Source organism: Aureimonas ureilytica, from assembly GCF_001475935.1.
GTDB classification, from domain to species: domain Bacteria; phylum Pseudomonadota; class Alphaproteobacteria; order Rhizobiales; family Rhizobiaceae; genus Aureimonas; species Aureimonas ureilytica_A.
Genome location: NZ_LDQA01000057.1, coordinates 58,437 through 78,694, shown reverse-complemented (window position 1 = coordinate 78,694; position 20,258 = coordinate 58,437). Strand labels below are relative to the sequence as shown.

At 65.9% G+C, this 20,258-nt stretch carries 19 protein-coding genes; 11 read left to right on the top strand and 8 right to left on the bottom strand.

Annotated elements, in window-relative coordinates; genetic code table 11:
* From NS365_RS19440 to NS365_RS19430, 3 genes are all read left to right on the top strand, one after another.
* Nucleotides 1-1,118, top strand: a 1,118-nt coding sequence (locus NS365_RS19440) for a quaternary amine ABC transporter ATP-binding protein (RefSeq protein ID WP_058601964.1), incomplete at its 5' end; no start/stop codon positions are given.
* Nucleotides 1,016-1,876, top strand: coding sequence for an ABC transporter permease (locus NS365_RS19435; RefSeq protein WP_058601958.1), 861 nt, complete (start codon nt 1,016-1,018; stop codon nt 1,874-1,876). The genes NS365_RS19440 and NS365_RS19435, both read left to right, overlap by 103 nt.
* A gap of 50 nt (nt 1,877-1,926) precedes the next feature.
* Nucleotides 1,927-2,766 carry a glycine betaine ABC transporter substrate-binding protein gene (locus NS365_RS19430; RefSeq protein WP_058601957.1) on the top strand — a complete coding sequence of 280 codons (840 nt, stop codon included), beginning with the start codon at nt 1,927-1,929 and terminating at the stop codon, nt 2,764-2,766.
* Nucleotides 2,767-3,047: 281 nt separating this feature from the next.
* Here NS365_RS19430 and NS365_RS19425 read toward each other — a convergent pair whose 3' ends face one another.
* From NS365_RS19425 to NS365_RS19415, 3 genes are all read right to left on the bottom strand, one after another.
* The gene (locus NS365_RS19425; protein WP_058601963.1) at nt 3,048-4,169 is read right to left on the bottom strand and encodes a globin-coupled sensor protein; all 1,122 of its coding nucleotides are present in this window, start codon (nt 4,167-4,169) and stop codon (nt 3,048-3,050) included.
* Nucleotides 4,170-4,313: 144 nt separating this feature from the next.
* Nucleotides 4,314-4,598, bottom strand: coding sequence for a hypothetical protein (locus NS365_RS19420; protein ID WP_058601956.1), 285 nt, complete (start codon nt 4,596-4,598; stop codon nt 4,314-4,316).
* A 151-nt stretch (nt 4,599-4,749) separates the two neighbouring features.
* Nucleotides 4,750-6,519 (bottom strand): potassium transporter Kup, encoded by a 1,770-nt coding sequence (locus tag NS365_RS19415; RefSeq protein WP_244496430.1) that lies wholly within the window; start codon nt 6,517-6,519, stop codon nt 4,750-4,752.
* On the opposite strand from NS365_RS19415, the gene NS365_RS25075 reads away from it, so the two are divergent.
* The 3 genes from NS365_RS25075 (at nt 6,499) to NS365_RS19410 (ending at nt 7,631) form a co-directional block, all read left to right on the top strand.
* The gene (locus tag NS365_RS25075; RefSeq protein ID WP_244498503.1) at nt 6,499-6,801 is read left to right on the top strand and encodes a hypothetical protein; all 303 of its coding nucleotides are present in this window, start codon (nt 6,499-6,501) and stop codon (nt 6,799-6,801) included. The two genes, NS365_RS19415 and NS365_RS25075, sit on opposite strands and share 21 nt — an antisense overlap.
* A 290-nt stretch (nt 6,802-7,091) precedes the next feature.
* The gene (locus tag NS365_RS23780) at nt 7,092-7,268 is read left to right on the top strand and encodes a DUF2934 domain-containing protein (RefSeq protein ID WP_082640491.1); all 177 of its coding nucleotides are present in this window, start codon (nt 7,092-7,094) and stop codon (nt 7,266-7,268) included.
* A gap of 111 nt (nt 7,269-7,379) precedes the next feature.
* Nucleotides 7,380-7,631, top strand: a complete 252-nt coding sequence (locus NS365_RS19410) for a DUF2171 domain-containing protein (RefSeq protein ID WP_058601954.1) — start codon at nt 7,380-7,382, stop codon at nt 7,629-7,631.
* 137 nt (nt 7,632-7,768) lie between these two features.
* On the opposite strand, the gene NS365_RS19405 is transcribed toward NS365_RS19410, so the two are convergent.
* Both NS365_RS19405 and NS365_RS19400 read right to left on the bottom strand, forming a co-directional pair.
* The gene (locus NS365_RS19405; RefSeq protein WP_058601953.1) at nt 7,769-9,064 is read right to left on the bottom strand and encodes a lipopolysaccharide biosynthesis protein; all 1,296 of its coding nucleotides are present in this window, start codon (nt 9,062-9,064) and stop codon (nt 7,769-7,771) included.
* A 12-nt stretch (nt 9,065-9,076) separates the two neighbouring features.
* Nucleotides 9,077-10,069 (bottom strand): glycosyltransferase family 2 protein, encoded by a 993-nt coding sequence (locus NS365_RS19400; protein ID WP_058601952.1) that lies wholly within the window; start codon nt 10,067-10,069, stop codon nt 9,077-9,079.
* Between the two features lie 377 nt (nt 10,070-10,446).
* On the opposite strand from NS365_RS19400, the gene NS365_RS19395 reads away from it, so the two are divergent.
* From NS365_RS19395 to NS365_RS19380, 4 genes are read left to right on the top strand one after another with little or no spacing between them, the layout of a single operon-like run.
* Nucleotides 10,447-11,484 carry a glycosyltransferase family 2 protein gene (locus NS365_RS19395; RefSeq protein ID WP_058601951.1) on the top strand — a complete coding sequence of 346 codons (1,038 nt, stop codon included), beginning with the start codon at nt 10,447-10,449 and terminating at the stop codon, nt 11,482-11,484.
* On the top strand, nt 11,481-12,677 hold the full coding sequence (locus NS365_RS19390) for a glycosyltransferase (RefSeq protein WP_058601950.1): 1,197 nt from the start codon (nt 11,481-11,483) through the stop codon (nt 12,675-12,677). The genes NS365_RS19395 and NS365_RS19390 overlap by 4 nt, the downstream gene beginning before the upstream one ends.
* 52 nt (nt 12,678-12,729) lie before the next feature.
* Nucleotides 12,730-13,386, top strand: a complete 657-nt coding sequence (locus NS365_RS19385) for an acyltransferase (protein ID WP_153003860.1) — start codon at nt 12,730-12,732, stop codon at nt 13,384-13,386.
* Between the two features lie 34 nt (nt 13,387-13,420).
* Nucleotides 13,421-14,329 carry a DUF6492 family protein gene (locus NS365_RS19380; RefSeq protein WP_058601948.1) on the top strand — a complete coding sequence of 303 codons (909 nt, stop codon included), beginning with the start codon at nt 13,421-13,423 and terminating at the stop codon, nt 14,327-14,329.
* A 59-nt stretch (nt 14,330-14,388) separates the two neighbouring features.
* On the opposite strand, the gene NS365_RS19375 is transcribed toward NS365_RS19380, so the two are convergent.
* The 3 genes from NS365_RS19375 to NS365_RS19365 form a co-directional block, all read right to left on the bottom strand.
* Nucleotides 14,389-14,976, bottom strand: coding sequence for a transglutaminase-like cysteine peptidase (locus tag NS365_RS19375; RefSeq protein ID WP_058601947.1), 588 nt, complete (start codon nt 14,974-14,976; stop codon nt 14,389-14,391).
* Nucleotides 14,977-15,232: 256 nt separating this feature from the next.
* Entirely contained in the window at nt 15,233-18,124 is a 2,892-nt protein-coding gene (locus tag NS365_RS19370; protein ID WP_058601946.1) for a hypothetical protein, read from the bottom strand.
* On the bottom strand, nt 18,121-18,474 hold the full coding sequence (locus NS365_RS19365) for a hypothetical protein (protein WP_058601945.1): 354 nt from the start codon (nt 18,472-18,474) through the stop codon (nt 18,121-18,123). The genes NS365_RS19370 and NS365_RS19365 overlap by 4 nt, the downstream gene beginning before the upstream one ends.
* Before the next feature lie 389 nt (nt 18,475-18,863).
* Here NS365_RS19365 and NS365_RS19360 point away from each other — a divergent pair, with 389 nt between their 5' ends.
* Nucleotides 18,864-20,075 (top strand): polysaccharide biosynthesis/export family protein, encoded by a 1,212-nt coding sequence (locus NS365_RS19360; protein ID WP_058601944.1) that lies wholly within the window; start codon nt 18,864-18,866, stop codon nt 20,073-20,075.
* The last annotated feature ends 183 nt before the right edge of the window (nt 20,076-20,258 follow it).

The window sequence follows — 20,258 nt, the reverse complement described above, 5'->3', positions numbered from 1 at the left end:
CGGGCAAGTCGACCATGCTGCGCTGCCTCAACCGCCTTGTGGAGCCCACTGCCGGATCGATCCGCATCGGCGGAACCGAAGTGACCGAGTTGTCCACCAAGGCGCTGCGCGAGTTCCGCCGCGAAACCTTCGGCATGGTGTTCCAGCACTTCGCCCTGTTTCCCAACCGCACGATTGCGGAAAATGTCGAATACGGACTGGAGGTTCAGGGCGTCGATCGCAAGACGCGGCGCGAGCGGGCGCTGGAAGCGGTCGAGCTGGTCGGCCTCAAGGGCTGGGACACCAAGTTCCCGCGCCAGTTGTCGGGCGGGATGCAGCAGCGGGCGGGCCTTGCCCGCGCCCTGTGCGCCGACGCCGACATTCTCCTGATGGATGAAGCCTTCTCCGCGCTCGATCCGCTGATCCGGCGCGACATGCAGAACGAGCTGCGCTCGCTGCAGCAGAAGCTGCGCAAGACCATCGTCTTCGTCAGCCACGATCTCGACGAGGCCATTCATCTGGGCGGGCGCATCGTTCTCATGAAGGACGGCGCCATCGCGCAAAGCGGCACGGCCGAAGAAATCCTCCTCGACCCGCAGGGCGACTATGTCCGCCGCTTCGTGGAAAATATCGACGTGTCGTCGGTCGTCACGCTCGGGCGCCTCGTGCGCCCGCAGCCACGCCTCTTCCAAGGCGCGGCGGCCGAGGAGGCCTGGCCCCTCGTGGAACCCGCGCAGAGCCGCGCCGACGAGGTCTTCGTCGTCACCTGCGATCGCGACATGCCGGTGGGCCGTATCGACCGGGGCCGGCTCTCCGCCCCCGGCTCGCGCGGGCAGCGGCTCGAGAAGCTGATGGACGGCGGGATCGCCCGCGCGCCGGCCGGAGCGGTCCTGAAAAGCGTGCTCCCGCTTCTGGCGAGCGAGCCTCACGGCCTGGCCGTAGTGGACGAGACGGGCCGCTTCGTCGGCCTTCTCACCCGCGAAGTCGCCCTGCGCGCACTGGCGGGCAAGCAGCCCAACGAGGAAAGGAACATGGCATGGAATGGCTCCTCAACGACGACGGCAGCATCCGCAAGTTCCCTCTGGACGAATACGCCAGCAGCGCCCTCGATTGGCTCACCCTCCATCTCGCATCACTGACGCGCGGCCTGTCCGCCTTCGTGGCGGGTTGGATCTCGACGGGAACGGAGTTTCTGCTTCAGATTCCGCCTTGGGTGCTGATCCTCGCACTGGCTGGCGGAGCCTTCGCCCTGGCCGGACGCCGCGTCGGGCTTCTGGCCCTCTTCGGCTTCCTGTTCCTGTGGAACCTGCGTCTTTGGGACGCGACGGTGGAAACCCTCGTTCTGGTGACGCTGTCCACCCTTGCCGCGCTCCTGATCGGCCTGCCGATCGGCATCGGATGTGCCCTGTCGGAGCGGGCCTGGAAGACCGTCTCGCCCGCGCTCGACATGATGCAGACCATGCCGAGCTTCGTGTATCTCATTCCCGCCATCCCGTTTTTCGGGCTCGGTTCGGTTTCGGCGGTGTTCGCCACCGTGATCTTCTCCATGCCGCCGGTGATCCGCCTGACGGCGCTCGGCATTCGCGGCGTGCCGCATGACCTGACCGAGGCCGCCGATGCCTTCGGCACGACCCCGGTCCAGAAGCTTCTGAAGGTCCAGCTTCCCCTGGCCCTGCCGACCATCATGGCCGGCATCAACCAGACCATCATGCTGGGCCTCTCCATGGTGGTGATCGCCTCGATGATCGGCGCGGGCGGCCTTGGCCGCGAGGTCTGGCGCTCGATCCAGCGGCTCGACGCGGGCTCCGGCTTCCAGGCGGGCATCGCCATCGTCATCCTTGCGGTCGTGCTCGACCGCGTCACCCAGGCCATGGCGCGCCGCGCGCGCTCGGCTTGATCCGTCCCTTTCCAGCACTTCCCTTTCCTCTCAACGGAGTTCCGAGACCCATGCTGAAAGTCCTTGCAGCCGCCGCTCTCGCCACGACCCTCATGACGAGCCTTGCCTCGGCCGCCGAGAAGAAGGTGAATTTGGCCTATGTGGAATGGTCCGACGCCGTGGTGGCGACCAATCTTCTGGCCGAGACCTTGAAGAAGGAAGGCTACGCCGTCACGCTGACACCGCTGCCGGCCGCCGCCATGTGGCAGGCTGTCGCGACCGGCGAGGCCGACGCCATGGTGGCCGCCTGGCTTCCGGCGACCCATGCCGCCTATTACGCCAAGCTGAAGGACAAGGTCGATCTGGTCGGCCCTAATGTCTCCGGCGCCAAGATCGGCTGGGCCGTACCCACCTATGTCGATCTCACCTCGGTCGAGGACCTGAAGACCAAGGGAGCCGAAGTCGGCAAGAAGGTGATCGGCATCGATCCGGGCGCCGGCCTGATGCAGGCCTCCGAGAAGGCCATCAAGGATTATGGCCTGACGAACATCAATCTGGTGGACGGTTCGGACGCGACCATGACCGCCGCGCTGAAGGACGCGATCGACCGCAAGCAGCCCATCGTGGTGACGACCTGGACCCCCCACTGGATGTTCGGGCGCTGGGACCTGAAATATCTCGCCGACCCCAAGGGCTCCTTCGGCGGCGAAGAAACGGTCAACACCGTCGCCCGCAAGGGCTTGGACAAGGACATGCCCGAAGTCTACAAAGTCCTGAAGAACTTCAAGCTTTCGCTCGATGACGAGCAGAAGATGATGCTGCAGAACGAGGAAAAGGGCGCCAACCCGGCCGCGAACGCCAAGGCCTGGGTCGCCGCCAACCCGGACAAGGTCGCCGCCTGGACGAAATAAGCACGCTTACAGGCCGCGCTCCATCGAAAGCCGCGACGCGAGTCCCCCTCGCGTCGCGGCTTTTCGCTTTCGGATGAGAATAAAGAGCCATTCCGCCCGCGAGGCATCGCTGCCCACGTGGGCGCGGTTGAGGCTGAGGAAGGGAGCATCGCCTCACTCAGGAATCGCCGCCGGCCACCCCAACACCCGCAGGCCAGCCCGTCGCCTCGAAACGTGGGCGAAGGCCGATCCGGCACGTGCCATCCCGTCTTCGTTTGGCGCTCCGCCCGCTTCGGCCGGGTTCAAGCGGCGTTGCGCAGTCCGTGCGGCGCGCGGGACGTGCTCGCGGAACTGGCGAGTTCCTGCCCCATCCGGTCGAGACGGTTGATCGCCTCGCTGATCTGTTCGACGCCGATCGACTGTTCGCGGCAGGCGGCCGAGATTTCGGACACGAGTTCGGCGGTGCGCCGGATATCGGGCACCAGCGCTTTCAGCGCTTGGCCCGCCTCTTCCGATACGGACAGGGAGCGGTTCGACAAGGCTCCGATCTCGCCCGCGGCAATGGTCACGCGCTCGGCGAGCTTGCGCACTTCGGACGCCACCACGGCAAAGCCCTTGCCATGTGCGCCCGCGCGCGCCGCCTCGATGGCCGCGTTCAGCGCCAGAAGGTCGGTCTGGCGCGCGATCTCCTGCACGACCTGAATCTTGGTCGCGATGGAGCGCATGGCCTCCACCGACTTCTCCACAGCCTCGCCACCGCGATCGGCGTTGATCGACGCCTTGTCCGCGATCTTCTCCGTGGTTGAGGCGTTCTCGGCGTTCTGGCGGATGTTGGCGGTCATCTCTTCCATGGCCGCCGAGGCGTCGCCCAGCGAACGCGCTTGCTCACTCGCGACCCGAGCGCGATCCGTTTCCATGCGCGTCTTTTCGGCCGCCAACGTGTCCAGATAGGTCGATACGCCGTAATCCATATCGAGGATGGCGACCTTGACCAGAATACCGAGAAGCTCCGCAGCCTCGTCGATCTTGGCGCCACGCATCAGGCCCCGGCCGAGAAGCCGTGGAAGAAGGTCCTTGATCATGCCTTCGAGGATCAGGGCATAGCCGCCGAGATACCAGCGGGGCTCCAGTCCGATACGCGCATGGGTGCGCCCAATGCGTTCGACCTCGCTGACATAGCTATCGTCGATATGGCCGCCGGCCAGATGAGCCCAATGCTTGTTCTGCGCCGTCTCCGCCTTTTGGCGCATGGTCTCGGACGCAAAGAAGGATTGCAGTTCGGGCACTTTGGCGAGTTGGTCGTAGAAGGCCGAGATGCCACCCTCGACCGCATGGCTGATCATTTCGCATTTCGGCGCGATCCGCTCCAGCGCGGCGTCGTCGATTTTCAGAAACTGGAGACGCTCAGCGAGATCGGTACGCATGTGCATCGGCTCTTCCCCCAAGAAACGATGCAGCATAACTTCACAAAACTTACCATCCAATTAGAGGTTGAGCGCAGAAAGGCGCGACGAAAGGTCCACTCAAGCCCCCTTCGCCGACGCGCCGTGTCCGACCGAAGAGCCTGATCAGGCCTTGAGCTGGGCCGCCTTTTTCGCGGGCGCCTTGCGAGCCGCCGGTTTCTTGGCGGTCGCGCGGCTCGCGCGCTGCAGAGGCAGCGCTGTCTTGGCTTCGCTCGGCGTGCCGCCTTCCGCTTCCTGTGCCAGGCGAAGGGCCTTCAGCCGCGCGGTTTTTTCGTCGCGCGCGCGGGTTTCGGCGCGAATCAAGGTTAGAGCCGTCCCCTTCTCGGAACGATTGGCAATATCGCCGAGGCGCGCGTTTTCGCGATGTTCAGTCGAATTGTGCGCATCCATGGAAATCGCCCTCCGCTGGCCGAGTCCGGCTGGCCGGCGCATCATGCATCGGCCAGGCCCGGCAGCGCGACCCGAACGGGCCGCTTCCAAGAAGAAACTAGGGCGAGCGTGACGTTAAGCGAGTGTGACGACCTGTCTCAAGCCAACATCATCAAAGCGTCACGTAGGTTCCGAGTTCGACGACGCGGTTGGCGGGGATGCGATAGTAGTCGATCGCGTCGTAGGAGTGGCGAGCCATCTTGATGAAGATCTGGCTTTGCCAGCTCGGCATGTCGCTGCGCGCGGCCGATTTGATCCGCCGCCGGCCGACGAAGAAGGTGGTGGACATGACGTCGAACTTCACGCCCAGCTCGCGCAGCTGGATCAGCGCCTGAAGCAGATTGGGCTCGTCCAGGAAGCCGTAGTTCAGCTCGACGCGCGCAAAGGCGGGCGACAGGGGGTGATAGGTCAGGCGGTTGGCGTTCGAGACATAGGGCACGTCCGCCGTGCGGATCGTCACGATGACGTTCTTCTCGTGCAGCACGCGATTGTGCTTGAGATTATGCAGAAGCGCCGACGGTACGGTCTCGGGCGTCGAGGTCAGATACATCGCCGTGCCCGACACATGGGTAACGGAGGAGGTTTCCATCGCCTTGATGAACGTGTCGAGCGACAGGTTCTGCTGCTGCGCCTTGGTGTTGAGAAGGCGCGTGCCACGGACCCAGACGGCCATCAGCAGCATGATGCAGCCGCCGATCACCAGCGGCAGGTAGCCGCCATCGGCGAGCTTCAGAAGATTGGCGGCCAGGAACGCGCTGTCGATTACCATGAGCGGCGCGACCACCGCGACCGCGAGCCCCAAACCCCAGCCCCAGCCATAGGCGAAGACGACGATGCCGAGCAGGCTCGTGATGATCATCGTGCCGGTGACCGCGATTCCGTAGGCGGCGGCGAGCGAGGAGGAATCCTGAAAGAAGATGATCAGCATGACGACGCCGATCAGCATCAGCCAGTTGACCGTCGGCAGATAGATCTGCCCGCGCTCGGACTCGGACGTATGCTCGATCTGAAGGCGCGGCAGGAGACCCAGCTGGATGGCCTGCTGCGTCAGCGAGAAGGCGCCGGTGATGACCGCCTGTCCCGCGATGATCGTGGCGAGCGTGGCGAGAATCACGAGCGGCAGACGCCCCCACTCGGGCGCCGACAGGAAGAAGAGATTGGGCAGGGCCGACGCGTCGTTGAGCGCGAAAGCACCTTGGCCGAGATAGTTGAGCAGCAGCGCCGGGCCGACGAAGCCGAGCCAGGCGATGCGGATCGGCCGTTTGCCGAAATGGCCCATATCGGCATAGAGCGCTTCGGCCCCCGTCACAGCGAGGAAGACCGACCCCAGAACGGTGAAGCCGAGAATCCCGTGCGACGTCATGAACCAGAAGCCGTTGATGGGATTGAGCGCGTGCAGGATCTGCGGCGCGTCGCCGATATGCGAAAGGCCGATCAGCGCCAGCGTGATGAACCAGAGCGCCATGATCGGGCCGAAGAACACGGCGACCTTGGCCGTGCCGAAGGACTGCACGGCATAGAGCGCCACGATGATGGCGATGGCGATGGGCACGATATAAGGGTCGAGCCCCGGCGTCGTGACCTTGAGACCTTCGACAGCGGAGAGAACCGAGACCGCCGGCGTCAGGATCGCGTCGCCATAGAACAGCGCCGCGCCGATCATGCCGAGCGTCAGGATCACGCGGTTGGGCCGCTGCAGCGCGGTCTGCGCCAGCGCCATGAGCGACAGCGCGCCGCCCTCGCCCTGATTGTCGGCCCTGAGCACCAGCATCACGTATTTCACCGTGACGACGATCACCAGCGACCAGACCAGCAGCGAGACGATGCCGATGATTTCGCTGGCCGAGGGAATGCCCCCGACATGCAGCAGGGATTCTTTCATGGCATAGAGCGGGCTTGTCCCGATATCGCCGTAAACGACGCCGATGCTGCCGAGGACGACAACGGGAAGGCTCTTGCGCGGGTGACCCTCGTGCGGGGACGTTGCCGTCTCGGCCGTGGGGGCGTGTTCGCCGCTGATCATTCCTCTGACGAGGCCTCCGGTGGTATGGGTATCATGGAGCAGAAAAGCGCAGCGTCGAATCCATGGCCGCCCAGAATCAGCGACAACCATAGTCTTTTGAAAGACGAATTCCGGGTCCAAGAGCCCGAAACCCAGCGATAAAGTCGCGAGCGTCTAGCACGGAACGCGAGGGAGGCAAAGGCCACCCCCTGCCGCAGCCGCCACGCGGCCACACCGCCACAACCGTCGAGAAAATTTTCGCGAAAGGTGGGCGCGCTAGAAGCGGTTTCAAGAAAATTTTCGAAGGCTCCCCCTTCGTGGCTTTTCCTTCGCATTTGCAGCGGTATCTACAGCCTATAACCTGCCTTTATGTCAGGCGAACGATCCGTTCTCGAAGGAACCGCTCGTGGGACCCGACAACAAGAATCGGCGGGAGGAAAGTCGAGGACGGTATGATCATTTCCGATGACAGGGACCAGGAAATCCGCAACCTGGCGTATTTCCTGTGGGAGAAGGCGGGACGCCCCAGCGGACAGGAGCACGACTTCTGGGCGGAAGCCGCGCGCCGGGTCGAAACGGAACAGCCCTGCGCCACGGTTCAGCAGCGCAACCGCTTCGTGGCGCGCTGACACGCTTCGTGCGCTGACGAACTCTGCGGGCCGGCGGGCTTTTTCCGCTGCCCGTGCATCCCGGCCGGGACATGTGCGTTTCCCCGTTCATCACCATCAGGGAAGACCATCATGCTCGATCGGATCAAGGAACATATGGAAGTGATCGGCGCTGACGGCGTTCATATCGGCACCGTGGACCGGGTCGAGGGCGACCGCATCAAGCTGACCAAGAAGGACAGCGGCGAAGGCCATCATCAGGGTCATCACCACTTCATTCCCGGCGGTCTCGTGGCCGAGGTCGAAGGAGACAAGGTGCGTCTGTCCGCCAATGGCGACGTCGCCGTATCCTTCGAAGAAGAAAACGACGGCCGCGGGGCCTGACCCCATCCGATAGCGGCGCTCGCGGCGCCGTGAAAGAAAAAGGACGGAACGCGATGGAATACGCGCGTTCCGTCCTTTTTACAGCATCTCGACCTTTTCCTTGACGAGACCGCCCTCCCCGGCAAGCCGGATCGTGTTCAGGCCGGCGCCATCTCGCGCCCCTCCGGCCTGTCTCGCACGCGGAATGCAGCCGTCCAGAGAACGGCAGCGAACAGCGCGTGGCAGGAGAGGAAGGCGATCACCAGCCCTTCGATCCCGTCCAGCCGCGCGCCAAAGGCCATAATGATGCCGAAGCCGAAGGCCGCGGTCACCGACAGGACCGCGCGCAGCCCCTGATACCCCGCCCCGGTCAGCGCATCGGCGGCGGGATATTGCAGCGCCATCAGAGGCAGGCTGAAGGACAACGCCGCCGTCACGCCCACCATGGATTCGAAGTCCCGGCCGAGAACGGCGGGTGCGAGGAAGCCCGCGAGGCTGACGGCCCCGCAGGCCGCAAGACCGACGCCCAGCATGACCGGCACGACGCTCAGCGCATAGCGCCGGCTGGCGGCGATGCCGCCGCGCCCGCCATGCACGAAGAAATTCGGATAGGTCATGCGCGTGACGACCTGGAGCGGAAACAGGCCCAGGGTCAGAACGCGCGAGGCCGCGCCGTAGATGCCGACGCTCGCCGCATCCGCGAAGCGACTGAGCACGATGCGATCGAGGCTTCCTTGCGACGAGCGCGACGCCTGATTGAGGCAGAAGGACAGGCCGGTCCAGAGATCGCGTGTCAGCAACACGGCGCGCGGCCGCCCATAGAGCCGGATCGACAAGGCAAGGTAGAGCGCGGTGGTGATCACCGATTGGAGGAAGGCCACTTCGATCCAGCCTTCGAGATCGGAGCGGCCCAGCGCTGCGAAAAAGATCGCCGCCGCCAGAAGGCGCACGAAGGCGGTGGTAAAGCGCACCGCCCCGGCGCGCACCGTCTGGCGATGGGCGACCATGACCAGTTCGAGCGAGGCGGCCGCGCGTCCGATCAGGATTTCGCCGCCGATCACCAGTGCGACGAACAGAACCGGCAGCGGCGATTCCATGACGCCATGGGCCACCCAGACGCCGCCGAGCACCACGAGCGGCAGCGTCAGCCCCGTCAGGATCAGGAGATTGCCGAAATAGGACGCGAAGCGCTCCGGCTCTCGCGCCACGCCGCGCACCAGAAGATCGGCCCCGCCCAGCCCCACCAGTTCCACGCTCAAGGCCGAGACGGCCAGAAGCGCGGTGTAGATGCCGAAGGCTTCGAGCCCTAGCCCGCGCGCCGTCAGGGCGAAGGCCACGAGTTGCACGCCCAGCGCCGAGACGGTGGGCACCAGCGTTCCGGCGAAGGTGACGATCCGAAAGCGCGCCTCCAGATGCCGGGCGAAAGCCCCGGCTCGCGAACGTAGCCCGCTCACGACGCGCTTGCCTCAACCACAGACATGATCGTCCTCGCGCCGGCCCGCCGGGGCCGCCTCGGCGGGTTTGGGCCGCGCATATTCCACGAAGACGCCGCCCAGATGCGCCTTATAGCGGCCGCGCACCTTGTCCATTTCCAAGAGCCAGCCGAGAAAGGGGGATTCGGGCTCGCGCCGGAACAGCGGATAGATCGCCAGGCGCGCGGTGAGGCCCAGCGTCTTGGCCAAGCTTTTGCGCGCGCCCGCATCGAGGCTTTCCCAGCGCACCGCATGATTGCCGACACGAAAGCGGCGCTGGCGCATCCATGCGAGCGACGCGCGAGAATCGGGCACCTCCTCCCAGACGAACGCTTCCTCGGCCCAAGCCATTTTCAGGCCGGCATAGAAGAGGCGGCGGAAGAACACCGTATCGCCGCCGCCGCTGAGGCCGAAGGCTTCATCGAAGAAGGGGCGCGGGATCGAGCCCGTGGCCTCCAGATCGATCAGGAAATTGCAGGTGCAGAAGACGAAGGGACGCCCCTCCAGAAACTGCTTCTGCACGGACCAATAGCGCGCGTAGCGCTCCAGATGCGCGGCCTTCTCGGGAAACACGGGCCGCACCGGCCCACCGACCACGGCTGCCCCTTCCCGCGCCTGACAGGCCAGGAGCTCGGCGAGCCAGACGGGCGAGGGCCATTCGTCGTCGTCGATCATCGCGACGAAGCGGACCCCGCGCTTTTCGGCTTCGTCGAAGACCGCGTTGCGCGCGGCCGAAATGCCGGGATGACTTTCGATGCGATAGCGCAGCTCCAGCCCCGTGCGGGCGGCAAACGCGCCAACGGCCAGCCCCACGGCGGGGTCCTGTCCGTCATTGTCCACGACGATGATCACCGGTGGCTCGGCCAGCGGTTTTGCGCTTTCGGCGATGTGGTCGAGCAGGCGCAGAAGCGAGGGCAGACGCTTGTAGGTGCAAAGGCCGACGGCGAGCCCGGACCGCGAGGAGCCGGGAGGAGACGAGACAGTCATGGGCGAAGCTCCGCTTCAAGAAGGGCGTCGGGAAAGCGCTCTGGAAAGCGGCGCAAGACCGAAAGGACTTCGGTTGTCGCGTTCGGGAGGCGCGGGCAGGTCGGCATGGGCGATCATCGTTCCGGAAGCTTAGGGATCATGTTGCGCCGCAGCAACAAGCGCGAAAGGCGAGGACGTCGGAGGCCGAGAGTGAGTCAAACTGAGATCAGGCTCCTGCAATCCGTTGACATTTGTCTTATATCCTACGTATGTTTGGGTGAAGAAAAAATGAGACAGCAGATCATGGCATGACGCCAATGAGGTTCTTCCGCCGGCCTCCGTGATGTGAGCCGCGGTCTTCTTTAGCCCCCCCAAATTCCCCATGCCGGAGCGTACGGATGACCCATGGCCATTCGCCGCGTCGCGATGTCGTTTTGCTCGCGATACCGACCCTCAACGAAGCCAGAACCATCATTCCCGTTCTGGAGCGGCTGACCGCCGATCAGGATGGCGAGTTCGATCTGCGCATCTGCGTGGTGGATGGTGGCAGCACGGACGGAACGGTGGAACTCGTTCGCGCCTATGCCCGGCACCGCTCTCAGGTCTTTCTGGAGCACAATGGACGGCGCATCCAGAGCGCCGGGATCAATCTGGCGGTCGCCCGCCATGGCGAGGGCGCAAAATGGCTCGTGCGCTGCGACGCCCATGCCAACTACCCGCGTGGCTATATCGCCTCGCTGCTGCGCACGCAGCGACGCACGGGTGCCACCTCCGTCGTGGTTCCAATGGATTCGGTCGGCTGCATTCCGTTCCAGAAGGCCGTCGCCTGGGTCTCCGACAGCCTGATCGGCTCGGGCGGATCGGCCCATCGGGGCGGGCGCAAAAGCGGCTTCGTGGATCACGGCCACCACGCGCTGATCGCCCTCGACATGTTCAAGCGCGTGGGCGGCTACGAGGAAAGCTTCACCCATAACGAGGACGCCGAGTTCGACTGCCGTCTGCGGGCGCTGGCTGGCACGATCTATCTCGATGGCGAAACGCGGCTCGAATATCATCCGCGCGACAGTTTCCAAGGCATCTGGCGGCAATATTTCAACTATGGAAGGGGCCGCTCGCGCACCTTGCGCCGGCATCCGACCTCGCTGCGCCTGCGTCAGTTCGCGGTGCCGAGCTTCATGGTTGTCTTTTTCGCCTGCCTCGCGATCGCGCCGGCTCTTCCCCATGTCCTGGTGGTGCCGTTTCTCTACCTTTTCGCGCTCGCCCTGACCTCCTGTCAGATCGCGCTGCGCCATCGCACCGCTTGCGGGCTTCTGTCCGGTCCGGTTGCCGGGGTCATGCACACAGCTTGGGCGTCAGGCTTTCTTCTAGGGCTGGCCGGCGCGCGCGACATGCGCTGGAGCCCCGAGCGTCAGCCTGCCCAGGCGGAAGCTGTATGACATGGGCGCAGGCGGGCGGTGCCGTCGCGGATGATGATGCGCCGGCCACACTGTTCGCGCTGCTCCTCGACCCTTCGCTCTTCACGCCCGCCTATGATGCCGGCCTGTCCAGCGGCCTGCGGCAGGCCGGGGTGCGGCCGCTCTGGCTAACGCGCCCCTTGCGCGAGCGCGAGGAAGCCGAACTCGACCCGGCCGAATGCGAAGCCGCGTTTTATCGACGCGTGGAAGCGATCGCGCCCGCGCGCCGGCGTCTGCGCGCCGTGGCCAAGGGCGCGTCCCATCTCGTGGATCTGGCAGCGCTCCTGCGCCGTCTCGGCCGGAACGAGGCGGATGTGGTGCATCTTCAATGGGCGGTTCTGCCGGCCTTCGACGCGGCGGCGATCCTCGCCATGCGCCGCCATTGCCCTGTCGTCATGACGGTGCACGACACCGTGCCCTTCAATGGCGAGCGCATTTCGCTTCTGCAAAACAAGGGGTTCGACCTGCCGCTTCGCGCCGCCGATCGGCTCATCGTCCACACGAGGGCCGCGCTCGACACGCTGCGGGCGCGCGGCCTCGACGCGCACAAAATCCATCTTATCCCCCATGGGCCGCTGCCCTTGAAGGCCAAGCCCAGCGCGGAAGCGCTGGCGCGGGCGAGGTCGAAGCGCTTCACGCTGGTTCTGTTCGGCCAGATCAAGCCCTACAAGGGTGTCGATCTGCTCATAGAAGCGCTGGGGCAGATGCCCGCCCATGAGCGGGAGCAGGGCCGCGTCATCGTCGCCGGCGCGCCGATGATGGATATCGCCCCCTTGATGGCGCGGGCCGAGGCGCTCGGGCTCGGGCCGACTCTCGAGTTCCGCCTCGGCCGGCTCGACCATCAGGCCATGGCGGACCTGTTTCACGAGGCGGATGGCTTCGTTTTCCCGTATCGGCAGATCGACGCGAGCGGCGTCTACTTCCTCCTGAAGCCGCTCGGCAAATGGATGGTGGCCAGCCGTGTCGGCATCTTCGCCGAGGATCTGCGCGAGGGCGCGGACGGAGCGCTCGTCGCGCCCGGCGACACCAAAGCGCTGAGCGAGGCCATGGCCGAGGCCTTCACACGCCGCCCTGCCCCGCCGCCCCGGCCGAACAGCGAAAGCTGGGCGGCGATTGGCGCGGCGACCCGTCGCCTGTATGACGAGGCGATCGCGGAACGGAGCCGGCGGGCATGACCCTGCCGCTCGCTTCGCTTCCCGCCTCATCGATCTCAAGCAGACGCGCCCCATGAACCGCAAGCTCCGACTGGCCCTGGCTCTCCTGATTTCGAGCCTGCCGGGCAAGCCCATCCGCCGCGCGCTTTATTCGCTGTTGCCCGGCACCCAGATCGCGCGCGACGCCTCGATCGGCCATCGCGTCCTCATTGCGGTGGATCGCTTCACCTGCGGCAGCGGCGTGACGATCCGTCGTGGCACGAGCTTCGTCGGCCCGATCGAGGTCGAGCTGGGCGATGGCACGTTCATCGGCCGCGCCAATCGGATCGAATGCGGCGATGCCGCCGCCGACCCTTCGCAAGCGGGCATGAACTATCGCCGACGCTTCGTGACGGGTCGCAACTGTCTCATCAACGACAGCCACCTGATCGACGTGCTCGGCCTCGTCTCGATCGGCGACGGCTCGTGGCTCGCGGGCTTCGCCTCGCAATTCCTGACCCACGGCGCGGGCACGATGAACCGCGACATTCATATCGGCCGCGACTGTTTCCTCGGCTCGGCCGTGCGCTTTGCGCCCGGCAGCGGCGTGGCGGATCGCACGATCGTCGCTCTGGGTTCGGTGGTCACCAAGTCCTTCACTGAAACCGATATCGTGATCGGCGGCGTGCCGGCTCGCGTCATCAAGGCGCGCGAGGGGGACGGCGACTATACGTTCCAGAAGATTTGGTAGGCCGCGCCATGCCGCACACGAAGAGCCTGCCTGCATGACGAGCCCCCGCGTCGCCCTCATCACCCCGTCCTATCGCAACGATTTCGAGCTGGCGCGAGACCTTTGCCGCAGCCTCGACGAGTTCGCCCGCTTCGACCACGAGCATATCCTGATCGTGCCGGCGCGCGACCGCGCGCTGTTCGCCCCGCTCGCGGGGCCGAAACGGCGCGTTCTGGTGCGCGAGGAGATCATCGGCCGTCACGGTTTCCGCCGGCTTCCCGTGCCGACGCTGATCCCCCTCCCCTTCGGCCGGACGATGCGGCTGCGCGAGCAGTATCACTTGAAGGGGCTCGGGCGTGTCAGTGGCTGGCTGGTGCAGCAGATCGTAAAGCTCTCGGCGGCGGAGTTCAGCGATGCGGAGGTCTTCGTCTTCGCCGACAGCGACGTGCTTCTGTTTCGCCCCTTCACCGCCGACATGCTCCAGAACGGCGACGGCCTGCACCTCCAGCGGCATGTGGAGGGGCGCGATCTCGAAACGCATCGGACCTGGCGCGCCACCGCACACCGCCTGTTGGGCGTCACGCAGCCCAGTGTCGAGTCCTTCAACTATATCGGCCAATTCGTCACCTGGCGGCGCCCGGTGCTGGAGCGTCTTCTCGAACGGATCGAGGCGCAGACGAGCCAGGGCTGGCAGCGCGCCATCGCAAAAGCGGCCACCGTCTCCGAATATATCCTCTATGGTGAGTTCGTCGCGGAAGGGCTGGCCGAGCCGAGCGGCCATATCGCGGCCGATCGCAAGCTCTATAATTCGGTCTGGCTGCCGGACGAGCGGATCGATGTCGAGGCGATCGCGGCCGGCACGCAGCCCCAGCATGTCGCGCTGCACATCCAGTCCACCCATCCCATTCCGATCGAGGAGCGCCGGGCGGCGGTCGCCGCCGTTAAGGCACGAGTGCCGCGCTGAAGCGTTCCAAGAGATTCAGACCCGCCCGCGGAAGCAGACGCAGCTTTCGCACGAGATGCTTAGCGCGCCACCGCGCGCCACACACGCGGGTCCGCGGCCGAGGCGATGGTGGACCAGTGCAGGTCGGTCTGGCTCCAAAGCTTCACCTGCCCGAAGCGGTTGTCGAGCACCATATCGCCGGCGCTGGTGGAGACCACCAGAACGGCGTGCCACTCACCCTCGGCCGTCGTGGCAACCGCCATGCGCAGGGCCCCGGCCGGCAGGCCCTTTCGTAGAAGCGCGCGGCGCTTGGTCAGCGCGTAATCGTTGCAGTCCCCCTGCGCGACATCGGCGCGCCAAGTGTCCACCGCGTCCTTCACCGGGCGAATGCCCCGATTGACGCTGAGATTGACGGTCTGGACCAAGGCACGGTTGGCGGGCGTCCACTCGACCACGGCCGGGCCTTTCGATGTCTGGCAATCGGCGGCATTGGCGAGGCAGAACTGGATATAGGGAAACGGGGCCAAAGCGCCGGCGCCGGCCGGCACATGGGACGCGCGCTCCGAGACGCGCATCGGCCGCGCCTCCAAGGCCGTGGCTTGACTGGACAGAGCCGGAACACACAGCAGCGCAAGACCGGCCAGGGCTGCGAGCGAGGGGCGAGACATGTCGGGTCCTTCCGTTTGGATCGACCCGATGGCACCACGCCCGCCCCCTTAAGCGGGTTGAAACGAACATTGGCATTTGATTAAATTGCGCCAACTCGAAGTATTGCTCTCCGCATAAGCAACAGACCTACACCTTCGACATATGTATTTATCTTAGGTTTGGCCCGAATTCATTTCAAAACGAACGGGCATTTACCTTAAATTGAAAGCGAATGCGGCGAAGCGGGAGGGCTGACGTGCCCTCCCGCTCGTGCGTTCAAGCTTCGGAGACGGTCACGTCGTCGAAGGCGCGCAGGAGATTGCCGCACCGGCCCGTGCGGGCGAACTTGTCGATGTCGCCGAACATCCGGTCGTCGTCGCCCGGCATCTTGAGGAGCGCCGTATTGTCGATCGCCTCCTGCGTCGATCCCTTGCCGGTAAAAACCGTCGAGCCGTTGCCGAAGGCGACGCGCTGCCCGGCCGAGAAGGCTGCGCCGGTGGAGGTCAGGGTGATGCGATCGGTGCCGGTGATCGACGCGGTGAAGCCGGTGTCCAGCCAGCCCGAGCCGACCGTGACCGAACCGCCGACCGGCGGAGCGACACGAAAGCCCGTCAGACCCGAGGTCGAACCGTCGGACGTCGCCAGCTTGGCCGCCGCACCGAGATCGAAGCGCAGCTCGATCGCCTGCCGGCCGGCGCTGGTGAAGCGCGCCGAACGCAACACCGGCCCTTCCGCCACGAGGCCGGGCGTGAAGAGCGAGGCGCAGCCGACGCCCAGCCGCTCGCCCAGCGTGCGACTGCCGATCTTGGCCGAAGGATGCGGGCCGAAATTGTCCGCCAGTTCCAGATCGAGCGTTTCGCCGATGAGGCGCACGAAGGGACGGGTAGCAGCCCATTGACGCTGGCGCGGCCCCATCGGTCGGTACGTCAGACGCTCTTCGCTCGCGGCCGAGCGGCCCGGCAGCGCGAGCGCCCAAGGCGCGTCCGCGCCGGCGGGATAAAGGGCGTCGAGCCGCGCCTTGAAGCGATCCATGATCGCGCCGAAGGCGGACATACCGGCGGGGCTTTCCATGGATGTGTACCAGTACAGGCGATAGAGCGAGGGCGCGAGGCCGCGCAAGCGCGCCAGATGCACCATCAGTCGCCCGCTGCGGTTGGTGCGATCGAGCGGCAACCCATCCTCGCCCCAAATCGACCAGCGGCCGGCCGAGATGGCCTGCGACGTTTCGGGGGCCGTGGCGAAGAAGCGGAACGAGCCGGACACGGACGTGCCCGCCGCCGGGGGCGCGGCGAAGGTCAGATTGGAAATCTTGCCCGAGGCATAGTCGATCGTGCCCGAGGTGACGCCCGCCCCCGCAAGATTGCCCGCGCCATCGTCCGCGATCGTGGCCTCTCCCACCTTGATCGAGAAGGAGCCCGGCACCACGGCGGGGGCGGGATTGAAGCCCTCGCCGGACAGGCCGGCCGCCACGGGGGTGAAGGTGAAGCTGCTGGTCGCTCCGTCGGGCGTGAACAGCGAGGCGTAGCTGAAGCGCTTGCGATCAAGGCTCCAGGCATTGGGATGGCTGCCGGGAACCGCCGTGTCCACGATCATCACCGGCAAGCCGGCCAGACGGCGGATCGTCTCGAAGCTCACGATATTGCCGTCGCCATGCTGGTCGGCGCGATAGGGCTGGAACAGCGCAACCGAGCCCTTCGGCCCGCCGTAGCCGGTCGATTGCGCGTTGACGAAGGACGGCTGCTTGAGAACGGAGAAGAACAGGTTGGGGTCCTGCACCGGCGCGAGCTGACGCCCGCCGCCGCCGCCCGCCGTATCGTCCATCGCATAGGATTGATAGGCCAGCTGCGACTGGCCGATATCCACGATCACCAAGCCGATGGCGAGCCGATCGCCACCATTGACCGCGCTGGCGGGGAGTCCCCGGCGGCGGATCTCGCGGCGAAAGGCGATGCCGGCCGGCACCTGGGCGAGCGCGCCCGAAAAGCGCCGCGCGCCGGCATCGATCTGCACGGAGATCGGCGTCCAGCCGACGAGCTCGGCCCCTGTGTCGGCGCGCAGAAGCCGAACCTCGAAACTCTCCTCCCCCGCAGAGCCGGTATAGGTTCCGGCAAAGGGAACGGAGCCGAGGCGCGTCCTGTCCCCAAGCGGCAGCACGAAGCGGTCGCCATAGGCCCGCAGCCGCAGGGCCGGCGGGCGGCGCAGCGGAGCGGCGGCAAACGGCTGGGCGAAGGCATTCGTCCCAATCTCGCTCAGGGCGGCGGTGATCTCGCCGCGCGGATCGGCCCCGACATCGCCGGGTCCCTTCAGATCGGCGGCAAAGCGCAGCCGTCCGGACAGGCGCTCGGCAAGGCCCGCCGGATCGAGAAGCCCTTCGGCCAGCTCGATCAGAAGAGCCGCATCGGGCGCCCCGCCCGAAAACGGGAACGAGCCCCAGATATTGAAGAAGCCCGCCATCGTGCCGCCGGCTGCCTGCCGGTTCGCCCCGTCGGCCGCGTCCACCACGCCGCCGAGCCCCGACAGGAAGTCGTAGCTGCCCGCGCTGCCCCAGGCTGGCTGGCTGGCGTTTCGATCGAGATAGCGCCAGGAGGTCGGCCCGTCATTGGCCGTGCCCACCTGGTTGGACACGAGTTCGGGCGCGACCTCGCCATCGGCGGCGACGCGCATCACACATTGGAAGGGCAGATTGCCCTTCTGACCGTAGACCAGGAGATAATCGGCGCCGCGTTCCAGCGAGGGACTGCGCGACAGGCCCGTGCCCCAGGAGCGCATTCCCGAATTCTGCGCCGAGACGAGAAGGCTGAGCGGCGTGATGCCGGACACGTCGAAACCGCCGCGCAGCGTGATGCGGGACGTATCGGCCGCCGTTCCCGCGCCCTTGGCCGCCAGGACGTAGGTCGAGGCCTGCTGGCGCAGCATCTCGTCGACGCTGAAGAAGAAACCCTGCACCCAGTCCTGCGTCACCAGAGGCAGCGCGGACGCCCCCGCCGGGAACAGAAGGCCGCGCTGGTCGGCGTCTTCCAGATGGTTGGCCGAGCCGAACCCGTAGGACGTATAGCTCGGCAGGCCCGCCACGTCGGGCAGCGAGGCGAGAGGCGCGCGCGGGCGGCGCGTCAAGAGTCCCGCGCCAAAGCCGGCGTGGGACGAAGGGGAGCGGAACAGCGCGTTCATGCGTAGAACGAGACCGAGCCGAGGGCGGCCGCTGGCGCGCGCAGGCACAGATGCGTCGGGCGCGTGACGCCATCGGGCAGAAATTCGGGAATGCGCCGCGCGGCCGGGTTCCATTCCCCGCCCGATCCGTCGGTGGTCTGTCGCGGATCGGCCAGAACCGTGGTTTTCGTGCCCAGCTTCACCCGCACGGAGGCGTCGAAGGAAAACAGCGCGAATCGGGCTCCGTCCGGGATGGGAACGAGGGTCGAGGTCTCGGCCGCGAGCTTGATCTCCTCGACATAGTCGGGAAACAGGGGCGCCAAAGCCAAGCGGTTGGAACTATGAGGAAAATTCTCGATGAACGATCGCATGGGAACCTCCAGACAAGGACGCTCATGCCTAACCGCTCCACGCCGGGCGGGGATAAGATGGGGATAGATTGGGGAGAAAAGGCCTGGGCTCGGACGCGCAAGCCGTTCTTTCCGTTGATCAAATCTGTTGCGATGCGGCATCACCCACAGGCTTCTTCACCACATCGGGTGAGAAGATTCGCTTAAAGACAGTTTTTTAGGTATCTCGAAAGCTCGAAAGTGACGCGACGTGAGGTCGGTCCCTTGCCCTGCAACCGCTCGCGATCCATGCCATCCCGGCTGGCTCCGACGAAATTGCGGATCGAGGCGTCCCGCGGCGTGTCCATCGTCCATCGCACTGCAACACGATGGACCGTGCCGAGCGGCGCGCGAGGATCAAGGGATTTTACATGCGGCCTTCCGGCAAAGCCTATCTTGTAAGCCTTACCGCAACCTTGCTGGCGTTGAGCGGCTGCTCCACCCTGCCGCATTCCGGGCCGGACAATCGCGCGATCGAGAGCCAGGCCTCCGTCTATCTGGCCGCTCAGAAGCAGGAACAGGCGCCCTATGCGCTGGTCGATCTGACGCCCAATGTCCTGGCGTTCTTCCCCCTGGAAAGCCGCAAGAGCCTCAGCTCGGGCTTCGGGCCGAGCCGGAAGGGCCCGCCGGCCCTGCCCTTGGGCGTCGGCGACGTCGTGTCGATCACGCTGTTCGAATCGGCCGCCGGCGGCCTGTTCATTCCGGCTGACGCCGGCAGCCGCCCCGGCAATTTCATCACCCTGCCGAACCAGACGGTGGACACGCGCGGCCTGATCAACGTGCCCTATGCCGGCTCGATCCGCGCCGCCGGCCGCCTGCCCGAGGAAATTCGCGCCGATATCGAGCAACGCCTCGCCGACCGCGCCATCGAGCCGCAGGTCGTGATCAATCTCGTGCAGAGCCGGTCCAGCCAGATTTCGGTTCTGGGCGACGTGAACTCGGCCGCCAAGATCGAGATCAATCCGAGCGGCGAGCGCGTTCTGGACGCGATCTCGGCGGCCGGTGGTCTCAGTGCGCCGGGTCGCGAAGTCTATGTCACGCTCCAGCGCGGCAGCACGACGGCCACCGTGCCCTTCGAAGAGCTGCTGTCCAACCCGCGCGAGAACATCTTCCTTTATCCGGGCGACGTGGTCTACGTGAACCGCGAGCGCCGCACCTATCTCGCCTTCGGCGCGTCGGGCCTTTCGGGCCGGGTGGATTTCGACGAATCGAACCTGACGCTCGCCGAAGCGCTGGGCAAGGTCGGCGGCCTGCTCGACAGCCGCGCCGACGCCGCGCAGATCTTCCTGTATCGCCTGGTGGACACGGCCACGCTGGCCCGCATGGGCGTGCAGGTCGAAGGCAACGCAGGCAAGGCGGGCGGTCAGTATCCGGTCATCTTCCGCCTCAACCTGCGCAAGCCCGACGGATTGTTCCTCGCGCAGAAATTCGCGATGCACGACAAGGATATTCTCTACGTCTCGAACTCGGACTCGACCGAGGTGACGAAGTTCCTGGCCGTCGTCAACTCCGTCACCTCGGGCGTCGCAGGCCCCGCCACCGACGCCGCGCTGATCCGCAGCGCCGAGCGGACGCTGCGCTAAAGCGGGCGCAGGCAAGGTGCGGGGGCTAAAGCCTTTGACGAAGCCTGCGGGCGCAGGATGGACGAGCGGTTGTCGTCACGTCGCAGCACGCCAAGCCCGGTTCATGTCGATGGCATGGCGCGGTCTGGGCGGCGTGGCGACGGGCGAAACGTCTGGACCATCCGCGCTCGCGAGGCCTCGCCC